The 18794-nt window shown below is 72.9% G+C and carries 17 protein-coding genes; 5 read left to right on the plus strand and 12 right to left on the minus strand.

Annotation, left to right across the window (positions count from 1 at the left end; genetic code table 11):
- The first annotated feature begins 84 nt into the window (after positions 1-84).
- Positions 85-1074 carry a VOC family protein gene (locus ACQPZG_RS19800; RefSeq protein WP_433547065.1) on the plus strand — a complete coding sequence of 330 codons (990 nt, stop codon included), beginning with the start codon at positions 85-87 and terminating at the stop codon, positions 1072-1074.
- Positions 1075-1245: 171 nt separating this feature from the next.
- Positions 1246-3675 carry a serine/threonine-protein kinase gene (locus ACQPZG_RS19805; protein ID WP_433547066.1) on the plus strand — a complete coding sequence of 810 codons (2430 nt, stop codon included), beginning with the start codon at positions 1246-1248 and terminating at the stop codon, positions 3673-3675.
- A 70-nt stretch (positions 3676-3745) separates the two neighbouring features.
- Here the strand turns inward: ACQPZG_RS19805 and ACQPZG_RS19810 are convergent, their stop codons facing one another.
- Positions 3746-4558 (minus strand): hypothetical protein, encoded by an 813-nt coding sequence (locus tag ACQPZG_RS19810; RefSeq protein ID WP_433547067.1) that lies wholly within the window; start codon positions 4556-4558, stop codon positions 3746-3748.
- A gap of 193 nt (positions 4559-4751) precedes the next feature.
- On the opposite strand from ACQPZG_RS19810, the gene ACQPZG_RS19815 reads away from it, so the two are divergent.
- Complete coding sequence (locus ACQPZG_RS19815) at positions 4752-5375, plus strand: hypothetical protein (RefSeq protein ID WP_433547068.1); 624 nt, start codon at positions 4752-4754, stop codon at positions 5373-5375.
- A gap of 148 nt (positions 5376-5523) precedes the next feature.
- Here the strand turns inward: ACQPZG_RS19815 and ACQPZG_RS19820 are convergent, their stop codons facing one another.
- The 5 genes from ACQPZG_RS19820 to ACQPZG_RS19840 all read right to left on the minus strand — a co-directional run bounded on the left by ACQPZG_RS19820 (position 5524) and on the right by ACQPZG_RS19840 (position 9483).
- On the minus strand, positions 5524-5883 hold the full coding sequence (locus ACQPZG_RS19820) for a GntR family transcriptional regulator (RefSeq protein WP_433547069.1): 360 nt from the start codon (positions 5881-5883) through the stop codon (positions 5524-5526).
- 6 nt (positions 5884-5889) lie between these two features.
- Positions 5890-6864: a DUF1648 domain-containing protein gene (locus ACQPZG_RS19825; protein ID WP_433547070.1), complete on the minus strand. Its 975-nt coding sequence runs from the start codon at positions 6862-6864 to the stop codon at positions 5890-5892.
- A 104-nt stretch (positions 6865-6968) separates the two neighbouring features.
- Positions 6969-7745, minus strand: a complete 777-nt coding sequence (locus tag ACQPZG_RS19830) for an enoyl-CoA hydratase/isomerase family protein (protein WP_433547071.1) — start codon at positions 7743-7745, stop codon at positions 6969-6971.
- Positions 7742-8155 carry a Zn-ribbon domain-containing OB-fold protein gene (locus ACQPZG_RS19835; RefSeq protein WP_433549474.1) on the minus strand — a complete coding sequence of 138 codons (414 nt, stop codon included), beginning with the start codon at positions 8153-8155 and terminating at the stop codon, positions 7742-7744. The genes ACQPZG_RS19830 and ACQPZG_RS19835 overlap by 4 nt, the downstream gene beginning before the upstream one ends.
- A gap of 179 nt (positions 8156-8334) precedes the next feature.
- Positions 8335-9483, minus strand: a complete 1149-nt coding sequence (locus ACQPZG_RS19840; RefSeq protein WP_433547072.1) for a lipid-transfer protein — start codon at positions 9481-9483, stop codon at positions 8335-8337.
- Positions 9484-9582: 99 nt separating this feature from the next.
- Here ACQPZG_RS19840 and ACQPZG_RS19845 point away from each other — a divergent pair, with 99 nt between their 5' ends.
- A complete protein-coding gene (locus tag ACQPZG_RS19845; protein ID WP_433547073.1) occupies positions 9583-11331 on the plus strand; it encodes a fatty acid--CoA ligase family protein in 1749 nt (582 codons plus the stop codon).
- Positions 11332-11465: 134 nt separating this feature from the next.
- Here ACQPZG_RS19845 and ACQPZG_RS19850 read toward each other — a convergent pair whose 3' ends face one another.
- From ACQPZG_RS19850 to ACQPZG_RS19860, 3 genes are all read right to left on the minus strand, one after another.
- Positions 11466-11873, minus strand: coding sequence for a DUF6247 family protein (locus ACQPZG_RS19850; RefSeq protein ID WP_433547074.1), 408 nt, complete (start codon positions 11871-11873; stop codon positions 11466-11468).
- A 247-nt stretch (positions 11874-12120) separates the two neighbouring features.
- Entirely contained in the window at positions 12121-12267 is a 147-nt protein-coding gene (locus ACQPZG_RS19855) for a hypothetical protein (protein WP_433547075.1), read from the minus strand.
- Positions 12268-12466: 199 nt separating this feature from the next.
- On the minus strand, positions 12467-15409 hold the full coding sequence (locus ACQPZG_RS19860) for a BTAD domain-containing putative transcriptional regulator (protein ID WP_433547076.1): 2943 nt from the start codon (positions 15407-15409) through the stop codon (positions 12467-12469).
- 278 nt (positions 15410-15687) lie between these two features.
- Here ACQPZG_RS19860 and ACQPZG_RS19865 point away from each other — a divergent pair, with 278 nt between their 5' ends.
- Complete coding sequence (locus ACQPZG_RS19865; RefSeq protein WP_433547077.1) at positions 15688-16932, plus strand: amidohydrolase family protein; 1245 nt, start codon at positions 15688-15690, stop codon at positions 16930-16932.
- Here ACQPZG_RS19865 and ACQPZG_RS19870 read toward each other — a convergent pair.
- The 3 genes from ACQPZG_RS19870 to ACQPZG_RS19880 all read right to left on the minus strand — a co-directional run bounded on the left by ACQPZG_RS19870 (position 16923) and on the right by ACQPZG_RS19880 (position 18629).
- The gene (locus tag ACQPZG_RS19870; protein ID WP_433547078.1) at positions 16923-17186 is read right to left on the minus strand and encodes a Txe/YoeB family addiction module toxin; all 264 of its coding nucleotides are present in this window, start codon (positions 17184-17186) and stop codon (positions 16923-16925) included. The genes ACQPZG_RS19865 and ACQPZG_RS19870 overlap by 10 nt on opposite strands.
- On the minus strand, positions 17183-17443 hold the full coding sequence (locus ACQPZG_RS19875; RefSeq protein ID WP_433547079.1) for a type II toxin-antitoxin system Phd/YefM family antitoxin: 261 nt from the start codon (positions 17441-17443) through the stop codon (positions 17183-17185). Before ACQPZG_RS19875 ends, ACQPZG_RS19870 begins: the two co-directional genes overlap by 4 nt.
- 205 nt (positions 17444-17648) lie before the next feature.
- A complete protein-coding gene (locus ACQPZG_RS19880) occupies positions 17649-18629 on the minus strand; it encodes a hypothetical protein (protein ID WP_433547080.1) in 981 nt (326 codons plus the stop codon).
- Positions 18630-18794: the final 165 nt, after the last annotated feature.

Genomic DNA, 18794 nt, shown 5'->3' on the forward strand with positions numbered 1-18794 from the left:
CCCCAATAGTGTTATCAACAGCCTGTGGACAACATCGGTGGACATCCCCGAGCGGGGATGTCCGGGAGTGTGGAGGATCGGTCCATGACCGCAAGCGGAGAATACGCAGAAGGCGTGCCCTGCTGGATCGACGCGAGCCTCCCGGACGTCCAGGCGGGCAAGCGGTTCTACGGTGCGCTCTTCGGATGGACCTTCGACGACGGCGCGGACAAGGAGCACGGCTACTACACGCAGGCGTACACGGGCGAGGGCGTCGACCGGGCCTGCGTCGCCGCCCTCGCCGCCAAGGCCGACGGCAGGATGCCCACCGCCTGGGGCGTCTACCTGGCCACCCCGGACGCGGCGGCGCTCGTCCGCCGGGCGCGGAAGGCGGGCGGGCAGATCGTCACGGACGCCGTGCAGGTCGGCCCGTACGGCACGATGGCGCAGATCGCCGACCCCGGCGGGGCGGTCTTCGGGGTCTGGCAGGCCGACAGCCACCCCGGCTTCGACAAGAAGGCCGCTCCGGGCTGCTTCTGCTGGACCGAGGCGCACGTGCGCGCCGAGGACAAGGAGCGCGTGGACGCCTTCTACGATGCGGTCTTCGGGTTCGGCACGTACGACCTGCCCGAGGAGTCCGGGGCGGACTTCCGGGTCTGGTCGCCCGCCGGGACCGAGCCGGGGGACGAGACCGCGGTCGGCGGCCGGGCCGTCATCTCCCGTGACCTCCCGGCCGAGCTGCCCGCGCACTACCTCTCGTACTTCCTGGTGGAGGACTGCGACGAGGCGGTGGCGAAGGTTCAGCGGCTGGGCGGGCGGGTCGGCCAGCCGCCGTTCGACACCCCGTACGGACGGATGGCGGTCGTCGTCGACGACCAGGGCGCGGTCTTCGCGGTCATGGCGGAACCGGAACCGGAACCGGAAGCGGGTGTCGGCGCAGGCCGGGAGGAAGCGGAAGCGGGTGCCGGCGCGGACCGGGAAGAAGCGGAAGCGGCGTCCGGTGCGGGCCGGGAGCAAGCGGGAGCGGCGTGGGGTGCGCGTCCGGCGGAAGGGGAGGGGGCGGCTCGGGCGGTGCCGGAGGAAGGGAAGCCGTAAATCACACGGAAGCGGGGAAATGGGGGGAAACGCCAGATATTGGCCCCGGGTTAGCCACCGAGCCGGGAGACCGCAAGAATCAGGGGGGAGCGCACCGCTGGGGGTGCCCAGCGGTGAGACGCTGCACAGGGCTGTGTGACGCGGCCTGTGTACGGGGAGGTGGCAGGGCAAGTGGAGCAGCTGACGCAGCACGATCCGCGCCGGATCGGCCCGTTCGAGGTCCTGGGACGGCTCGGAGCCGGCGGGATGGGGCTCGTCTATCTGGCGCGGTCCGCGTCCGGGCGCCGGGTGGCGATCAAGACCGTACGGACGGAGCTCGCCGAGGACCAGCTGTTCCGGGTCCGCTTCACGCGGGAGGTCGAGGCGGCCCGCGCGGTCTCCGGCTTCTACACGGCGGCCGTCGTCGACGCCGACCCGCGCGCCGCGGTGCCCTGGCTGGCCACCGCCTATGTCCCCGCACCCTCCCTCGAAGAAATAGTGAACGAGTGCGGGCCGATGCCCGCGAACGCGGTGCGCTGGCTGGCCGCCGGCATCGCCGAGGCCCTGCAGTCCATCCACGGGGCGGGCCTGGTCCACCGCGACCTCAAGCCCTCCAACGTCCTCGTCGTCGAGGACGGGCCGCGCGTCATCGACTTCGGCATCGCGTCGGGCGTCTCCAACACCCGCCTGACCATGACGAACGTCGCCGTCGGCACGCCCGCCTACATGTCGCCCGAGCAGGCCCGCGACTCGCGCAGCGTCACCGGCGCGAGCGACATCTTCTCGCTCGGCTCGACCCTCGTCTTCGCCGCGACCGGGCACGCTCCCTTCCACGGGGCGAACCCCGTCGAGACCGTCTTCATGCTGCTCCGCGAAGGCCCCGACCTGGACGGACTCCCCGACGAGCTGCGTCCCCTGATCGAGTCCTGCATGGGCATGGAGGCGGCCCTGCGGCCCAGCCCCGCCGACCTCCAGGCGCAGCTCGCCCCGCATCTGTTCTCCTCCGGGGGAGACGACAGCGGCACCGCCTCCGCGTGGCTGCCCCCGCGGGCGACCGCCATGATCGAGCAGCGCAGGGGCGGCGGCCGGACCGCGCCGCCGGTCGCTCCCGTCGTTGCTCCGCCACGGCGCGCACCGTCGCCGCCCCGCCCGCAGAACCCGCCGCCGTACCCGCCGCCGCGCGGCGGCGGCCGTGACTGGGGGGCGGACCCGCGTACGGGACAGGCCCCTCCGCCGCCCTCGTACGCGGACGGGCCGGTGCGGCTCGGCAGCGCCAAGGTGCCGATCGGGCCGGGGCCCCGGGTGGCCGACGGACACGGTGCCGCCGCGGCTGCCGCCCTCGCGGAGGCCGCCGGTCCGGCGACGGGCTGGGTGCGTCCGCCGGGCGGCGGGGGCGCGCCGGGAGGTGCGCTGAACGGCGTACCGGCACCGGCGCACGGGCCCGCGCACGGCGGCGGGAACCCGATTCCTGCGGAGAGCCCCGCGCCCGCCGGGTGGCGGCCGTGGCGGTTCCGGATGTCGAACGACGTGTGGGGCACCCCGCAGGTCGCCGACGACCTGGTCTACGTCACCTCCTTCGAGGTGCACGCGCTGGACGTGGCATCGGGCCGCCGACAGTTCAAGACGCGCGACGTGGCGTGGGCGATGGCGGTCTCCGGCGGCCGCATCCACGCCTCCGACGGGCCGACCCTGTACGCGCTCGACGCCTCGGACGGCGCGGAGCGGTGGCGGCTGCAGACGGATGCCTGGGTGTACTCGCTCAAGGCGGCCCGGGGCACGGTCGTCACCGGCACGCGCGGCGGCGGCGTGCAGGCGTGGGAGGCGTCCAACGGCCAGAAGCTGTGGGGGATCACCGGCGCGCAGACGGACTTCGAGACGCCGGAGGCGGGCCCCGACGTCCACGGGGACACGGTGTTCGTCTGGCAGGACGCACGCCTGAGGGCCCTCGACTCCCGCTCCGGGAGGGAGCGTTGGTCGTACCCGATCGGGGACGCCGCGTCCTGCGGAGGGGTGCCGGTCCGGGTGACGTCGGCGGACGACGGATACGTGTACGTCTCCGCCGGGACGCGGGTGCTCGCCGTCGACCGGGAGTCGGGGCACGTGCGCTGGCACTTCGAGGCCCCGGCGGTCTTCCTCTGCGCACCGGCCTTCGCACCGGGGCCCGCCGTCACCGGCGGCGGTGTCTACCTCGCCGACTACCTCGGCACGGTGTACGCCCTGGACGCCTCCACCGGCAAGGACCGCTGGCGCATCGCCACCGAGTCCCGCCAGTCCATCGAACCGGTCCTGGTGACCGGCGGGCACGTCCACGTCGGCAGCGGAAGCGCGCTGTACACGCTGGACGCGGTGACGGGAACGCCGAAGTGGCGCTTCGCGGCGGGCGGCGAGGTGGTCGGCGCACCGGTGGTCGCCGACGGCCGCGTCCACTTCGGCTCCGCCGACCACTGCCTCTACACGGTGGACGCGGTGGGCGGTCAGCTGCGCTGGAAGCTCAAGACGGGCGGCGAGATCACGGGCTCGCCCGTGGCGGAGGCGGGCATCGTGTACGCGTGCAGCAAGGACAGGTGCGTGTACGCCCTGGACGCGGTCAAGGGGACGGCCACGGGGCGGGCGGCCAGGTGACCCGAGCGGGGGGCGCGGGGGCGTGCGGCGGCGAGGCGGTCGCCGACCGGCTCTCGCGTCCCCTCCCCGCTCACTGGAAGGGGCGCATGTCGTCCCTCGGCGGCCACGTCTCCCGCTGCGGCGGCCCCTGGTCGTTCGTGGGCCCCGGTGCGCCGTACGGGTTGCTCGCGTCGTAAGGCCGGCGTTCGTGGTCGGGCCTGCCGCCTTCGTACGGCCGGCCGCCTTCGTCGGGCCTGCCGCCTTCGTACGGCCGGCTGGCGTCGGACGATCCCGTTCCGTCGTAGGGTCCCGTTCCGTCGTACGCCCTGCCCTCGTCGTACGGCCTGCCCTGGTCGTAGGGCCTGCCCTCGTCGTAGGGCCGCGCTCCGTCGTGCGGGCTCGCCGCGGCGGCGGGCCGGTTCTCGTACGGCCCGCTCTCGTCGTACGGCCCGTCCTCGACGTACGGCCGTGTCCTGGCCGTGCGCCGCCTCGGTCGGCGGCCGGACATCAGGGCGGAGGCCAGCAGGAGCGCGATCCCGCCCGCCACGGCGTACGCGACCCCCCAGCCGAGCCCTGTTCCGTCCGCCCGCAGCGCCAGGCCGGAGGCCGCCTGACCCTGGCGGACCATCCAGAGGACGGTGAAGCCGAGGACCACGAGCCCGGCCAGGCCCATCAGCAGCCGCGACCGCAGCAGAACCGCCACCAGCGTGACCAGGGCCGCGAAAAGGAACGGCAGCAGCAGGGAACCGGCCAGCTCGGCCTCGGCGTCTGTGACCCCGTTGAAGAGATCCGCAATCCGGTAGTCGCGCCCGTGACGACCGTCGTACCAGGCTCGGAACGGGCTCCAGACGGCGGCCGTGGCTCCGGCGAGACCGAGGATCGAACCGAGAACATTCCTGACCATCTCGCACTCCCGGTGTGACGTTCTGTCGAGTGTGTCTCCAGGTCTCAGGGCTTCGACGGTACGCCCGGGATTCCGGACATGCCACGCGACAGCCGCTGCTAGGGTGTCATGCACACGTCCTTACGAGAACCTTATGTCGGGCGACTCCTCGCGAGTCGTATCCAAACGCTTCAAAACAACGGGGGTTGGAAGCATGAAGCTTCGCCATGTCCGCGCGGTGGCTGTGTGCGGTGTCGTCGTGTTCGCTCTCACCGGCGCACGGGGTTCGAGCGGTGGCAGTTGCGGTGGCAGCAGTGGATCCAGCAGCAGTTCCGGCTCGTCGAGCAGCGGCGGCAGCGACAGCGGCTCCAGCTCGTCGGACGGCGGGTACCAGGCGTCCACGGGCGGCTACGACGGCAGCAGCTCCAGCAGCGGTGGCGACTCCACCTCGTCCACCGGCGGCTTCGGCTCGTCCACGACGTCCGGCGGCACCGACAGCTCCGCCTCCTCCAGCACCGGCGGCTCCGTGCCGGGCGTCGGCGGCGGCAACCGAGGCTCGCGCGACCTGCGCATCTCGGGGTGCAAGTACGACCCGTCGCGCGGCATCGTCGCGAGCGTCACCGCCACGAACCCGAGTTCCTCGCAGACCTACAGCTACAGCTTCACGGTGAAGTTCACCAACGGCGGTTCCACCGTCGGCACACGTCTGTCGAGCATCGTGGCCGTCGGCCCCGGCCAGAGCCGCACCACCGACGTCTCCACCGTGTACGTGAAGAAGTCGACGGAGACCCTGTCCGGTCGCTGCGAGGTCAAGGACGTCGTCCGCTCCAGCTCCTGAGGCGAGTGCCCGGCACGCGCCGTACGGACGCGTGCCGGGTGGGCGGCCCCGCCTGCCGGTGCTCACCTGCCGGTGCCCATCCGCCCGCACGCACCTGCAAGAGAACGTCAACGGCCCGGGGCGGCTTCCCGCCGCGGGCCGCTTCGGCTCAGTCCGCGAGGCCGGCCCGCACCAGCGCCATCAGCTCGTCCTCGGACATCCCCAGCGTCCGGGCCTCCCGCACCAGTTCGCCGACCCGCTCCAGCAGGCGTGCGCGGCCGGGTGCCACAGGAGCGTCGACCACCACCGCTCCCCGCCCTCTGCGCAGCTCGATCAGACCTTCCTCGCGGAGCCGCTGGTAGCCGCGCAGCACCGTGTGGACGTTGATGCCGAGGGAACCGGCGAGGACGCGGGCGGCGGGCAGGCGCTCGCCCGGTTCGACCGTGCCCGCGGCGATCGCTCCGCGCACCGAGGAGGCGATCTGGTCGCCGAGCGGCACGGTCGAGGCAGGGTCCAGCTTGAACAGCATCAGGTCTCAGCGGCTTTCTCGGCGGTCCAGCAGGGTGGCGAGGAGGGCGGCCCCGGTGGCCGAGTCGCCCACGGTGACCGCGAACTCCCGGCCGTTCGTGCGCCGGACGACGATGGCCTCGCCCGCTCGCACGATGAGCCCCGTGCGATTGTGCCGGACGCGGTAGCCCCAGCCGCCGTACTCCGCGACGGGATTGACGTCACGGTTCGACACGGCCTCCATCGACTTGAGCGGGATGCGCACGGCCGGGCGGGACAGCAGGGCGGGCGCCACCGTCAGTCCCCTGCGGTCCACGGACACATGTGCGGAGGACAGCCACAGGGCCGGCAGCCCGACCGCCAGGAGCGGCAGCGCGACCGCCCAGTACCCCAGGGCGCCGCAGGCGACCGAGCCGCCGAGGAGGGCCACGGCGGCCACCACGGCCGCCCCCGGGGTGAGCCGCCGGGACCAGCTCGCCACCTCGCCCCTGCCGAGGTCGATCCGGCCGGTGGCCGTCCGGTCGTCGGAAGCGTGCGCGGGCACCGGCACCGTACGGGCGACCAGCAGCCCGGCCGCGCAGGTGGCCGAGGCGACCGCCGCGCCCACCGCGATCTGCCAGAGCGGGAAGCGGGCGTCGGCGGCGTCGGCGACCCCACGGTGGACGAGGGTGCTCACCGGCAGCAGATAGCCGAGGAAGCCCGCAAGGCCCCAGCCCCAGGCCAGCGTGGCCCGGATGCCACGGGCGGTGAGCTTGCCCCGGAGGGCGGTGAACGCCGTTGTCCCGGCGAGGAGGGCGAAGAGTGCGGAGCCGGCCAGGATCGAGCCGGTCCGGGACAGGTAGCTGACCGGTTCGCCCGAGACGTCGAAACGGCTGGCGAGCGGGTCGGGAAGGTGCTCGCTGACGAGCAGGAGCGCGGCGAGGTGGGCGAGGAGTGCGAGCGCCATCGGCATGGTGCTCAGGGCCAGGAGGCGCAGACGCCCCCGGTTCATGTGCAAGGTCATGATGAACCTCCAGTTGTTTGCATATTACTAGAACAACTGGAGGCGAGGGAAGAGTTGTTGGCTTCCCATGCGAACAATCAGCCGTGTGGGTGGCTCGGCGCGCGTCACCGGACGCGGAAGCCGGGCCCCCGCTCCCGTGCGCGGAACAGTTCCGTCTGCCGTTCCACCCCGAGGTTCCCCAGGGCGATCAACTGCGGCGCATGCGCGATCGCCCGCTCCCGGGCCGCCTCCTTCGCCGCCCACACCGCCCGTACCGTCCCCTGCACGGCCTCCGTCGGATGCCCGGCGATCACCTCGGCGCACCGCACCGCCGCAGCCAGCTCACCCCCGTCCTCCGTCAGCTCCGAGACCAACCCCACCTCGTACGCGCGCCGCGCCGACATCCGCTCGGCCGTGCCCATCAGGGCCAGCCGCGCCACCTCCCCGTACGGCATCCGCTGCGCCAGCAGGGCCGTCTCGTACGCGCTGACCATCCCGTACGACGTATGGGGATCGAAGAACGTCGCCCCTGCCCCCGCCACGACGAACTCCGACTCGCCCAGCAGGTAGAACGCCCCGCCGCACGCCATCCCACGCACCGCCGCCACCACCGGCTTCCACAGGTCGTTCGCCTTCGGGCCGACGGTGAGCAGCGGATCGTCGAGGGAGTACGGCGAGGACGGCTGCGGAACCTCGACCGCACGGTCGACGCCGGTGCAGAAGGCCCGGCCCCCCGCGCCGGTCAGCACGACGGCCCGCACGGCGTCGTCGCGTCTGAAAGCGCGCCACACGTCGGCGAGTTGTCGTGCCGTCGGCAGGTCGAGGGCGTTGAGCCGGTCGGGCCGGTCCAGCGTGACGACCGCGACCCCCGTCGCCGGGTCGGCCTCCACCCGTACACTCACGGCCGTTCCAGCTGCCAGCGCGGCACGGTCGTCCCGTCCGGCAGCTCCGCGAACACCGCCCGCACCCCGGCCCCGATCCGCAGCCGCCCCGCATCGACCGAGTCCAGCCGCGCGTCCGCCGCCGCGACCACGTTCCCGACCAGGCGGATGCGCGGCGCGTCGGCCAGCTCCACGACCACCGCGTTGTACGGGGCCTGCGCGGCGTAGGCGGGCAGCAGGGGCGGGTGCGGCACGACGTACGACCAGACGGCCCCCCGCCCGCTCATCCGCCGCCACTCGCTTCCGAACGCATGGCAGTGCGGACAGCACGGCCGGGGCGGGAAGCGCAGCTCGCCGCAGTCGGCACAGGCCTGGACGCGTAGCTCGCCGCGAGCTGCGTACGCCCAGAACGGAGCGCCGTCGTCGTCCACGACGGGGGAGAGGAGGTGAGGGGATGGCTCGGGCGCGGCGGGGACGAGGAGGTCCGGGGAAGGGGCGGGTGAGGAGGACACGGCGGGGGAGGGGAGGCCCGGGGAAGGGTCGGGTGAGGAGGACACGGCGGGGGAGGGGAGGTGGGAGGGGGGATCGGGTGAAGAGGACACGGCGGCTCTCAACTCCTCAGCAGCAGTGCGGAAGTGGGGACGCCCTCTCCGGCCGTCACCAGGCAGGTGGACGCGTTGGGGACCTGGGCGGTGGAGGTGCCGCGCAGTTGTTTCACGCCCTCGTTGATGAGGTTGAAGCCGTGCACGTACGCCTCGCTGAGCCCGCCGCCACCCGTGTTGACCGGCAGCCGGCCCCCGCTCTCCAGTGCCCCTCCCTCGGTGAACGCCGCCCCCTCGCCGCGCCCGCAGAAGCCGTACCCCTCCAGCGACAGCGGGATCAGCGGCGTGAACGCGTCGTAGATCTGTGCCACGTCGACGTCCTCGGGGCCGAAGTCGGCCTGCTTCCACAGGTGTCGGGCCGCTGTCCAGGCCGGCCCTGTGAGCGGATCGTCGTTCCAGTAGTTGACCATCCCGTGGTGCTGCGCGGGCAGCCCCTGGGCGGCGGAGTGCACGTACACCGGCCGCCGACGGCAGTCCCGGGCCCGCTCGGCGCTCACGACGACGCACGCCAGCGCCCCGTCCGTCTCCAGGCAGTTGTCGAAGAGGCACAGGGGCTCGCTGATCCAGCGGGAGGTCATGTAGAGGTCACGGGTCAGGGGGCGCTCGTACATCATCGCGGCCGGGTTCTGGTTCGCCCGGTTGCGGCAGGCGAGGGCGACGTTGAAGAAGTGGTCGCGGGTCGCGCCGTACTCGTGCATGTAGCGGCGGGCGAGCATGCCGATCTCGTCGGCGGGCCGCAGCAGGCCGAACGGGCGCGTCCACTGGGCGGGCGTCGGCAGCTGAACCGTGGTGCTGCGCCAGGGTCTGGGGCCGCTGCCCCGCTTCCGCGACCGCCAGGCGACCCCCACGCTCGCCTGCCCCGTCGCGACGGCCGCCGCCAAGTGCGCGACCGTCGCGCACGAACCGCCGCCACCGAAACCCACCTTGGAGAAGAACGTCAGGTCCCCCGCCCCGATGGCCTTCGCCACCTCGACCTCGTCGGTCTCCTCCATCGTGTACGAGGCGAGTCCGTCGACCTCGGCGGGAGCGATGCCCGCATCGTCGAGGGCGCCGAGGATCGCCCGGCAGGCCAACTCCCTCTCCGATTGCGGCAGGTGTTTGGCGAAGTCCGTCTGTCCGATGCCGACGATCGCCGTCGCGTCCTTGAGTCCCCGCATGTTCCGCCGCCACCTCCGCAACACCACGGCCTGCTGACAGCGCGTCAGGCTACAGCTAATCTGACGGTTAGTCAGCAGATGGTTCCAGGGAGGCCCGCGATGCGGTTCGACGCGCAATGGACCACCGTGCCGGAGCTGATCCGGTACGCCACGACGCGGTACGGCGAGCTGGAGGCGGTGGCCGAGGCCCGCACCCGTACCCGCATCTCCTACGCGGAACTCGGCGAGCGCGTCGAACGCGCGGCGGCGGCGTGCCTCGCCCGGGGCGTCGAGAAGGGCGACCGGGTCGCCGTCTGGGCCCCCAACACCCTCGACTGGATCGTCTGCGCCCTCGGCGCGGTCACCGCGGGCGCGGTCCTCGTCCCGCTGAACACCCGCTTCAAGGGCGCGGAGGCGGCGGACGTCCTGGCCAGGTCCGGTACGAAACTCCTCTTCGTCACCGGCACCTTCCTCGGCACGTCGTACGTCGCCTCCCTCCGCCGGGCGGCAGCGGAGGCCCCGGACAACGTGACGGCGGGCGAGCCCGGCGGCGGCACCACGGCCGGGCCCGGCGGGGGCTCGACGGCCGGCTCCGCGGTCCGCCCCGACGGTGCGGAGACCGGCCCCGCAACCGTCCCCCACAGCGGCCTCCCGAACGGTCCCGGCGCCCGGCCCGGCCGCGGTCCGCTCCCGGGGCTCCCCTGCCTCGCCGACGTGGTCGTCCTCGGCGACGACGCCGTCCCGGCCGACTTCCTGACCTGGAAGGACTTCCTCGTGTCGGGCGAGTCCGTGAGCGGTGCCGCGGTACGTGCACGCGCCGCCGAGATCGACCCCTCGGACCCCTCCGACCTCGTCTACACCTCCGGCACCACCGGCCGCCCCAAGGGTGCGGTGATCACCCACGCGCAGACCGTCCGCGCGTACGACATCTGGGCCGACCTGGCCGGTCTGCGGCAGGGCGACCGCTACCTGATCGTCAACCCGTTCTTCCACACCTTCGGCTACAAGGCGGGCGTCATCGCCTGCCTCACCCGGGGCGCGACGATGATCCCGCAGCCGGTCTTCCACGTGGACACCGTCCTCGCCAACATCGCCGCCGAGCGCATCTCCGTCCTCCCCGGCCCCCCGACCCTCCACCAGTCACTCCTGGACCACCCCTCCCGCTCCGCCCACGACCTCAGCGCCCTCCGCCTGGTCGTCACGGGCGCCGCGGTCGTCCCGCTCCGGCTCGTCGAGCGGCTGCGCACCGAACTGCGCATCGGCACCGTCCTCACCGCGTACGGCCTCTCGGAGGCGTCCGGGATCGTGACGATGTGCCGCCGCGGCGATGCCCCGGGCGTCATCGCCGCCACCTCGGGCCGCGCGATCCCCGGCACCGAGGTGCGGGTCGACGCGCCGCCGGGCGCCCCCGGCGAGGTCCTGGTCAAGGGCTTCCACGTGATGCGTGGCTACTACGAGGACCCCGCCGCCACCTTCTCCGCCCTCACCCCCGACGGCTGGCTCCGCACCGGCGACGTGGGCGTCCTCGACCCTGCCGGAAACCTGCGGATCACCGACCGGATCAAGGACATGTTCATCGTCGGCGGCTTCAACGCGTACCCCGCCGAGATCGAACAGCTCCTCGGTCTGCACCCGGACATCGCCGACGCGGCCGTCATCGGCGTCCCGGACCCCCGCCTGGGCGAGGTCGGCAGGGCGTACGTGGTGTGCCGCCCCCGCTCGCTGCTGACGGCCGACGACGTGATCGCGTGGTCCCGCCGCGAGATGGCTAACTACAAGGTCCCGAGGTCCGTCGAGTTCGTCCCCGACCTGCCGCGCAACGCGAGCGGGAAGGTGGTCAAGGGCGAGCTGCGGACACGTCACGGCTGACGCGACGCCCCGGGACACGTCACGGCCGACGCGACGCCCCGTGCGCCCCCGCGTCCCGTACGCACCCCCGCGTCCCGTGCACCCCCGCGTCCCGTGCACCCCCGAGTCCTGTGCACCCGTGCGCCCCCGCGCCCCTACGCCCCGTCCGCCGCCAGTGCCTTGCGGGCCTTCGTCTGGAGGTCCCGGATCTCGTCCATCGCCGTCCGCCACGCCGGGTCGTCCTGGCGGACCGAGCGGGCCGTGTGCTCCGCTTCCCGCAGGCGCGCCGCCGCCCGGGGGAAGCGAATGATCTCCACCGTCACCGCCCAACCGTCCAGGAACCGGGTCAGCGGGGCGAGCGTGCCGGTGCGGGCCGCGAGGCTGAGCGCCTCGTCCATCTGGCGCTCCATCTCCGGGAGCTGCTGCGGGGCGAGGCGGGCGAGGGCCGCGCGCAGGCCGGCGGTGGTGCGGTCGGGGCGGGGAAGGAGCGGGGTGCGGCCGTCGTCCGGCTCGCTGCCGGTGACGGAGGGGGTGGTCGCGGCGGCGTTGCGCTGGGCGGTCATTCCGGTCCTTCCAGGGCGGTACGGGACGGACGGTCCGGCCCGCCCGGCCTGGCGGCCTGCGGGTGCGGCGGAGCGCGCGTCCTGCGGGTCTCGTACGGGAGGAGGGCGGAACAGGCGTGCGGGTTGCGCCGGATGCGTACGTGTTCGTGGCGGGCGCACCGGTGCCGGCTTGACCCGCGCCCGGAAAAGCGACGGCCGCGGCGGCTCCCCCTCCGCGCCGCCGCGGCCGATCCCCGTGCAGGAAGGTCTACTTGGTGGGCTCCGAGGTGGCGTGCAGGTCCTCGGTCTTCGCCGGCTCCGAGGTGGCGTGCAGGTCCTCGGTCTTCGCGGGCGCGGACGTGGCGTGCAGGTCCTGCGGCTTGACCTCGGGCTCGGGCTGCTTGGCGTCGCTCATGGTGTGGGCTCCCGTGTGTGTGGTGCGTGGTGGTGAGGTGGGGGGCCCGCCCGGTCGTTCCCCCGTGGACGGCTGGACGGACCCCTCTTCGGGCCGCACCCTGTCCGGGCCGCCCCGTACTCGGCCCCGTCTGCCCCCCGACGCGACGGATTCGATGAACACGAGCATGCCTGACGGCGATAAACGAACGATGAACGCCCTACGCCGCGGCGGTCCGCGCGGCCATGAGCCTGCGGACCTCCTCGGCCTGCGGGGCGTCCGCCTCCTCGAAGATGGCCAGGGCCTCGTGCCAGCACACCTGGGCACGGCCGTCCTGCCCCACCTCGTGCAGGGCGCTCCCCAGCACGGACAGGACGTTGCCGCGCCGCCACTCGCCGCCGATGCCCCGCAGCACCGTCAGCGCCTGTTCCGCCTTCGTCGCGGCCTGGGCGGGGCGGTGGGCCGCCAGGTCGACCTCGGCCATCCGGAAGAGCGTCATCCCCTCCCAGAGGCGCTGGCGGGTGTCGCGGAACACGTCCAGGGCCTGGTGGAGCTGGGCCGACGCCGCCTCGTGCCGGCCGTCCTCGGCGAGTGCCAGGCCGAGGGCGTACCTGCCGTTGGCGCCGCGCAGATGGTGCCCCATCTTGTCGTAGACGCGGATGCCCTGCTGGGCGAGCGAGACGGCGCTGGTGGTGTGCCCGGTCGCGAGGCGGATGCGGGAGAGGTTGCACAGGGCGCTGGCCTCGCCGGGCTGGTCGTCCAGCTTGCGGAAGCCGGCGATGGCGCGGGTGAGGTGGCCCTCGCCCTCGTGGTGGTGGTTCTGGTAGATCGCCATGATGGCGAGCGCGTTGAGCGCCCAGCAGCTGGTCAGCAGGTCGCCCGCGGCCGTGGCGAGCACCCCGGCCTGCTCGGCCTCCCGCTTGGCCCGACCGAACCGTCCGGAGGTGCTGTGCACATCGGCCAGGTTCAACAGGGCGCGCCCCTCGGTCCGTTCGTCGCCGAGCGCGTGCGCGGCGGTGCGTACCGCCTGCGCCGTGGACTCGTACTCCCGGGCGTTGGCGCCCGACTCGCCCAGGTCGCGCGCCGCCCACAGCAGGTCCGCCGCCCGGCGTACCGTCCCCGCCCCGGCCGACTGCCGTACGCAGGCCAGCAGCGGGCCCGCCTCCCGGTACAGCCAGTCCTGGGCGTCGTGCCGGTCGGTGAACTCCAGCCCGGCCCGGCCGACCGGCTCCAGATGGTCCACCAGCCGGTCCCCCGGCCGCTCCAGCGCATAGACCCCCGCCGCCGTCGCCAGGTAGAAGTCGAGCAGCCGCGACAGGGCCGACTCCCTTTCCCCCGTCGGCTGTTCGTCGCGCTCGGCGCACGCTCGCGCGTACAGCCGTACGAGGTCGTGGTAGCGGTAGCGGCCGGGGGAGGCCGACTCCAGCAGGGACGTGTCGACCAGGGCCTCCAGCAGGTCCTCCGCGTCGTACAGCGGCAGGTCCAGCACGGCCGCCGCCGCGGCGAGCGAGACGTCCGGGCCGTCCGCGAGCCCCAGCAGCCGGAACGCCCGCGCCTGAGCGGGCTCCAGCTGACCGTACCCCAGCTCGAAGGTGGCCTTCACCGCGAGGTCGCCCGCCTGGAGTTCGTCCAGCCGCCGCCGCTCGTCCGCCAGCTTCGCCGCGAGCACGGAGACCGTCCACGTCCGCCGTGCCGCGAGCCTGGCCGCCGCGATCCGGATCGCCAGCGGCAGGAAGCCGCAGGCCCCCACCACGTCCAACGACGCCTCCCGCTCCGCCGCCACCCGCTCCTCGCCGACGATGCGGGTGAAGAGCTGGAGGGCCTCCTCGGGCGACATCACGTCCAGGTCGACGAGGTGCGCGCCCGCCAGGCCGACCATGCGGGTACGGGCGGTGACGAGGGCCGCGCAGCCGGGAGTGCCGGGCAGGAGGGGTCTGACCTGGGAGGCGTCGCGCGCGTTGTCCAGCAGGACGAGAACGCGGCGGCCGTCGAGGGTCGAGCGGTAGAGGGCCGCGCGGTCGTCCAGGGAGTCCGGTATCGCGGTGTCGGGGGTGCCGAGGGCCCGGAGGAAGGAGCCGAGCACCGTCTCGGGTTCGGCGGGGCGGGCACCCGCGCCCTGGAGGTCGACGTAGAGCTGTCCGTCCGGGAAGTGCGGGCGGGCCGCGTGGGCGACGTGGACGGCGAGGGTGGTCTTGCCGACGCCGCCGATTCCGGCCAGCGCGGACACCGCCATCACGCTGGTCTCGGCGTGCGCGAGGCGGTCGCCCAGCTCGTGCACGAAGGTGGCGCGCCCGGTGAAGTCCGGTACCGAGGCCGGGAGTTGGGCGGGGCGTACGACCGCGGGCACGGCGCTGGGCGGCGTTTCGACGGGCTGGGCCAGCTCCGTGTCCGCCGCGAGGATGCGCTGCTGGAGGCGGGAGAGCTCCGGGCGGGGGTCCACGCCGAGCTCGTCCGCGAGCAGCCGGCGCGTGTCCGCGTACACGGCCAGCGCCTCCGCCTGCCGTCCGCACCGGTACAGCGCGAGCATCAGGAGTTCGCGCAACCGCTCCCGCAGCGGGTGCGCGGCGGTCAGCGCGGTCAGCTCCGCGACCGCCTCGGCGTGGCAGCCGACCTCCAGGTCCAGGTCCAGCCGGGTCTCGGTGAGCTGGAGGAGCCACTCCTCCAGCCGGGCCCGCTGCGACTGCGCGTACGGGCCCGGTACGGAGGCCAGCGCCTCGCCCTCCCACAGCCCGATCGCCCTGGCCAGCAGGGTCCGCGCCCCGCAGCGGTCGCCGGCGGCGCGGGCCGCCTCCGCCTCCGCCGCCAGCTGCTGCGCCACCGCCAGGTCGAGGGCCTCGCGCTCCGGCCGGATCGCGTACCCGCCGGACTCGCTGACCAGCACGTCCGCACCGAGCGTCTTGCGCAGCCGGGAGGCGTACGTGCGCAGGGCGGCCAGCGCCTGCGAGGGCGGTTCGTCGCCCCAGATGCCGTCGATCAGCTCGGCGGCGGTGGCGGTACGGCCCTCGCGCAGCAGGAGCAGGGCCAGCAGGGCGCGCTGCTGCGGGGACCCGGCGGGCACCGGCTCGCCGTCCCGCCAGGCGCGGACCGGGCCCAGCAGGCTGAAGCGCACCCCGGGGCCCGCCACGGCCTCCGCGCCCGTCGTCGCCTTCGTCCCGTCCGACATGCCGTCGACCATCCCACTCCCCCTCGCCCTCGCCGATCCGTGCCCGGAAGCGGGCCGATCCGTTGCCCGGTACGGCTCGTACGGACCCGTACGGCAAGGGCCAGTTTGCCTTGTCCGCGCCGAGCGCGTCAGCACGCAAACCTCAGAGGAAGCTCAAGGAAAGGCGAAGGGGTCGTACCCGCCCCGTCCGCACGCACCCACCCCGCAGGCACGGTCCCGCCGAAAGGTCCCCACCCACGCACCTGACGGATCGTCAGATCGGCGCTACCGTACGGGACATGGACAGCTTTCCGAAGATCATCTCGGTGGACGACCACACGGTGGAGCCCCCCGGCGTCTGGCAGGACCGGCTTCCACGGAAGTACCAGGACAGCGGCCCGCGCATCGTCCGGGCCCCGCTCAAGGAAATGACCTTCCTCGGCGGCAGGTTCGCGCCCGTCATGGGCGGGAAGGGCGACGAAGGACCGCTCGGCGACTGGTGGGTGTACGAGGACCTGCACCGCCCCCTCACCCGCCTGGACACCGCCGTCGGCTACGACAGGGACGAGATCAAGCTCGAAGTCATCACGTACGAGCAGATGCGCCCCGGTTCGTTCTCCGTCCCCGACCGTCTCGCCGACATGAACGTCAACCACGTCCAGTCCGCGCTCTGTTTCCCCACCTTCCCGCGCTTCTGCGGCCAGACGTTCACCGAGGCGGCCGACCGCGATCTGGCCCTGCTCTGCGTCCGGGCCTACAACGACTGGATGGTGGAGGAGTGGTGCGGCCCCGACGCCCACGGCCGCCTCCTCCCGCTCACCCTCATCCCCCTCTGGGACCCCGTACTGGCCGCCGCCGAGGTCCGCCGGAACGCCGCACGCGGCGTCCGCGCCGTCGCCTTCTCGGAAATCCCCCCGCACCTGGGCCTCCCGTCCATCCACACGGACGCCTGGGACCCGTTCCTCGCCGCCTGCGCCGAGACGGACACGGTCGTCGCCATGCACATCGGCTCGTCCTCGAAGATGCCCTCGACCTCCGCCGACGCCCCGCCCGCCGTCGGCTCCACCCTCACCTTCGCCAACTGCTGCTTCTCCCTGGTGGACTGGCTGATGAGCGGCAAGTTCGAGCGCTTCCCCGGCCTGCGGATCATGTACGCGGAGGGCCAGATCGGCTGGATCCCGTACATCCTGGAGCGCGCCGACGTGGTCTGGGCGGAGAACCGGGGCTGGGGCGGCGTCGCCGACAAGGTCCACCGCCCCCCGTCCGAACTCTTCGCCGAGCACGTCTACGGCTGCTTCTTCGACGACGCGTTCGGCCTGCGGAACCTGGACGCGATAGGCGTCGGCAACGTCCTGTACGAGACGGACTACCCGCACTCGGACTCGACCTGGCCCAAGTCCAAGGAGGTCGGCGAATCCCAGATGGCCCACCTGGACGCGGCCGTGGTGGAACGGATCGTCCGGGGCAACGCGATCGAACTGCTGGGACTGACGGGGGAGGGCTTGTGGGTGGGGGGAACGGGGGTCGTGGGGCTTCAGCCGTAGTGGTAGCGGGCCTGGAGGACCACGATCTCGCTATCTCCGGGCAGGGGCAGGTAGATCAGCCGGTGTTCCTCGGTGATGCGACGCGACCAGGCTCCGGCGAGGGCGTGCTTAAGGGGTTCCGGCTTCCCGATGCCGGTGTACGGATCGCGGAGCGCATCGTCGAGCAACCGATTGATGCGCTTGAGGATCTGCCGGTCGGCGGTCTGCCAGTGGACGTAGTCCTCCCACCCCCGGGCCGTGAAGGCCAGCTTCAATTCCCCTCCTCGTCGCGGACCAGTTCGTGGTACTCGGTCCGACCCTCCTGAGCCTGCTGGTACGACTCCAGGAGTCGGCGCGCGTTCGCCGGGGAGCGCAGCAGGTACGCGGTCTCCTGAAGAGCCTCGTATTCTGCTGCGGCCACGAGGTAGGCGCTGCCGTTCTTCGAGACGATCTCGACGGCGTTCCTGTCGCTGTTGACCTCTTCGATCAGAGGGAACAGGCGACGACGTGCCTCACTGGCAGTTATTGACATAGCGGACACCTCCGTAGTGGTACCAAAAACAGTACCACTTGCTGACTGGCTGGGCGCGACGCTCGGCGGGGGGCCTGGCGGGCGGCGCTCGAAGGGGTCCGAACTCGGCACGCACCCTTTTGGCCGGAGGGGTTTCCGGGGTACAGGCCCGTAGCTCTCCCGCAAATTCCGCCGAGGGAGAAACAGGTGCGGGAGCGGTCTCCGTTCAGAAGGGTGCGGGAGGGGCCCACAGCGCCCCCAGCGGCGCCCACTCGCCACCGCGCTCCTCGTTCACGTGGGCCGCCAGTTGCGGCCACTCGCGGCGGCACGGTGGGCACATCGTCTCGTCGCCGACGGGACGGAACCAGTGCTCACCGGGCCGCCCGGGGCCCGTGCACTCGGCGATGTCCTTCTGTGCGGGCGGCACGGCCCCGCCCTCGTCCGGCGGAGGGACGACGGCCGCGCACACCCCCGCGTCGGGCACCTTCGTCCGCAGCCGGTTGGTCACGAAACCGGCGGCGTTGCGGATCTCCTCCTTGGGGAGGCCATGGGTCACCGCCTGGTACACCTCCCAGACGGGCACCCCGCGCCGCAGATGCTCGGCGACGGCACCGGCGAGGTACCGGACGTTGTGAAAGCTCATCCGCAGATCGGGGCGTTCGTTGCCGAGCTGGCGCAGCATGCGCTCGGCGGTGAGCCGTTGACTGTCGGGCTCGGGCTCGGGCTCGGCCACGGCGTCGACTTCGGGGCCGTCCTCCCCGGCCGGGGCCGGCTCTTGGGGTGGGCGGGTGGGAGATGTCTTGCTGCTGTTGGTCTTGGAAGTACCGGTAGAACGGCCGACGGGCCGAAGGGCCGCTTCACCGACGGTCGGCTGCCGTCCGTCGGTGCGCAGTGCGAGGAACTGGTCGTCCGTGAGAGGCACATTGCTGACCCACTGCTCGGTGAACCAGCGCCCGTTCGCTCCCTGTTGGCGGTGATCGTGGACGTACCCGTGCTGTACGAGTTCCTTCTTCGCGCGTTTGTACACGGCGGGCTTGAGGCCCAGCTCGTCCGCGTAGTGGGAGAGAGGATGGTAGTCCTCGGCCGGCGGCAGCCCGCTGACGTGGGCGATCAGCAACCGCCCGGCCGCGTCGAGACGCTTGTCGCGCACCACGGACTTGGAGACCTTGATGTAAGCGCGCACGGGGGAGATAACATGCAGGAACATTGCCCTGGCTCCTTGTGTAAGCCTCGGTGGTGAGGCCCTCGCCCGGTGTTGGTAGCACCGACGGGGGCCGCTCTACGCGTACGGGCGTGTGCGGAGAGTGATGATGCGGTCACCGTACCGCATCAACTGCACGGTGTGTGACCGCACTTGTGAAGTCGCAGGTGG

The sequence above is a fragment of the Streptomyces sp. CA-294286 genome, assembly GCF_050947155.1.
Classification (GTDB): domain Bacteria; phylum Actinomycetota; class Actinomycetes; order Streptomycetales; family Streptomycetaceae; genus Streptomyces.

Bases quoted from the DNA above. Each gene is read 5' to 3' on its own strand.
- ACQPZG_RS19815 (WP_433547068.1), top strand. From the start codon at position 4,752: ATGAAGCTTCGCCATGTCCGCGCGGTGGCTGTGTGCGGTGTCGTCGTG.
- ACQPZG_RS19825 (WP_433547070.1), bottom strand. From the start codon at position 6,864: ATGACCTTGCACATGAACCGGGGGCGTCTGCGCCTCCTGGCCCTGAGC.
- ACQPZG_RS19840 (WP_433547072.1), bottom strand. From the start codon at position 9,483: ATGCGGGGACTCAAGGACGCGACGGCGATCGTCGGCATCGGACAGACG.
- ACQPZG_RS19855 (WP_433547075.1), bottom strand. From the start codon at position 12,267: ATGAGCGACGCCAAGCAGCCCGAGCCCGAGGTCAAGCCGCAGGACCTG.
- ACQPZG_RS19865 (WP_433547077.1), top strand. From the start codon at position 15,688: ATGGACAGCTTTCCGAAGATCATCTCGGTGGACGACCACACGGTGGAG.
- ACQPZG_RS19820 (WP_433547069.1), bottom strand. From the start codon at position 5,883: ATGCTGTTCAAGCTGGACCCTGCCTCGACCGTGCCGCTCGGCGACCAG.
- ACQPZG_RS19850 (WP_433547074.1), bottom strand. From the start codon at position 11,873: ATGACCGCCCAGCGCAACGCCGCCGCGACCACCCCCTCCGTCACCGGC.
- ACQPZG_RS19800 (WP_433547065.1), top strand. From the start codon at position 85: ATGACCGCAAGCGGAGAATACGCAGAAGGCGTGCCCTGCTGGATCGAC.
- ACQPZG_RS19860 (WP_433547076.1), bottom strand. From the start codon at position 15,409: ATGTCGGACGGGACGAAGGCGACGACGGGCGCGGAGGCCGTGGCGGGC.
- ACQPZG_RS19875 (WP_433547079.1), bottom strand. From the start codon at position 17,443: ATGTCAATAACTGCCAGTGAGGCACGTCGTCGCCTGTTCCCTCTGATC.
- ACQPZG_RS19810 (WP_433547067.1), bottom strand. From the start codon at position 4,558: ATGGTCAGGAATGTTCTCGGTTCGATCCTCGGTCTCGCCGGAGCCACG.
- ACQPZG_RS19880 (WP_433547080.1), bottom strand. From the start codon at position 18,629: ATGTTCCTGCATGTTATCTCCCCCGTGCGCGCTTACATCAAGGTCTCC.
- ACQPZG_RS19845 (WP_433547073.1), top strand. From the start codon at position 9,583: ATGCGGTTCGACGCGCAATGGACCACCGTGCCGGAGCTGATCCGGTAC.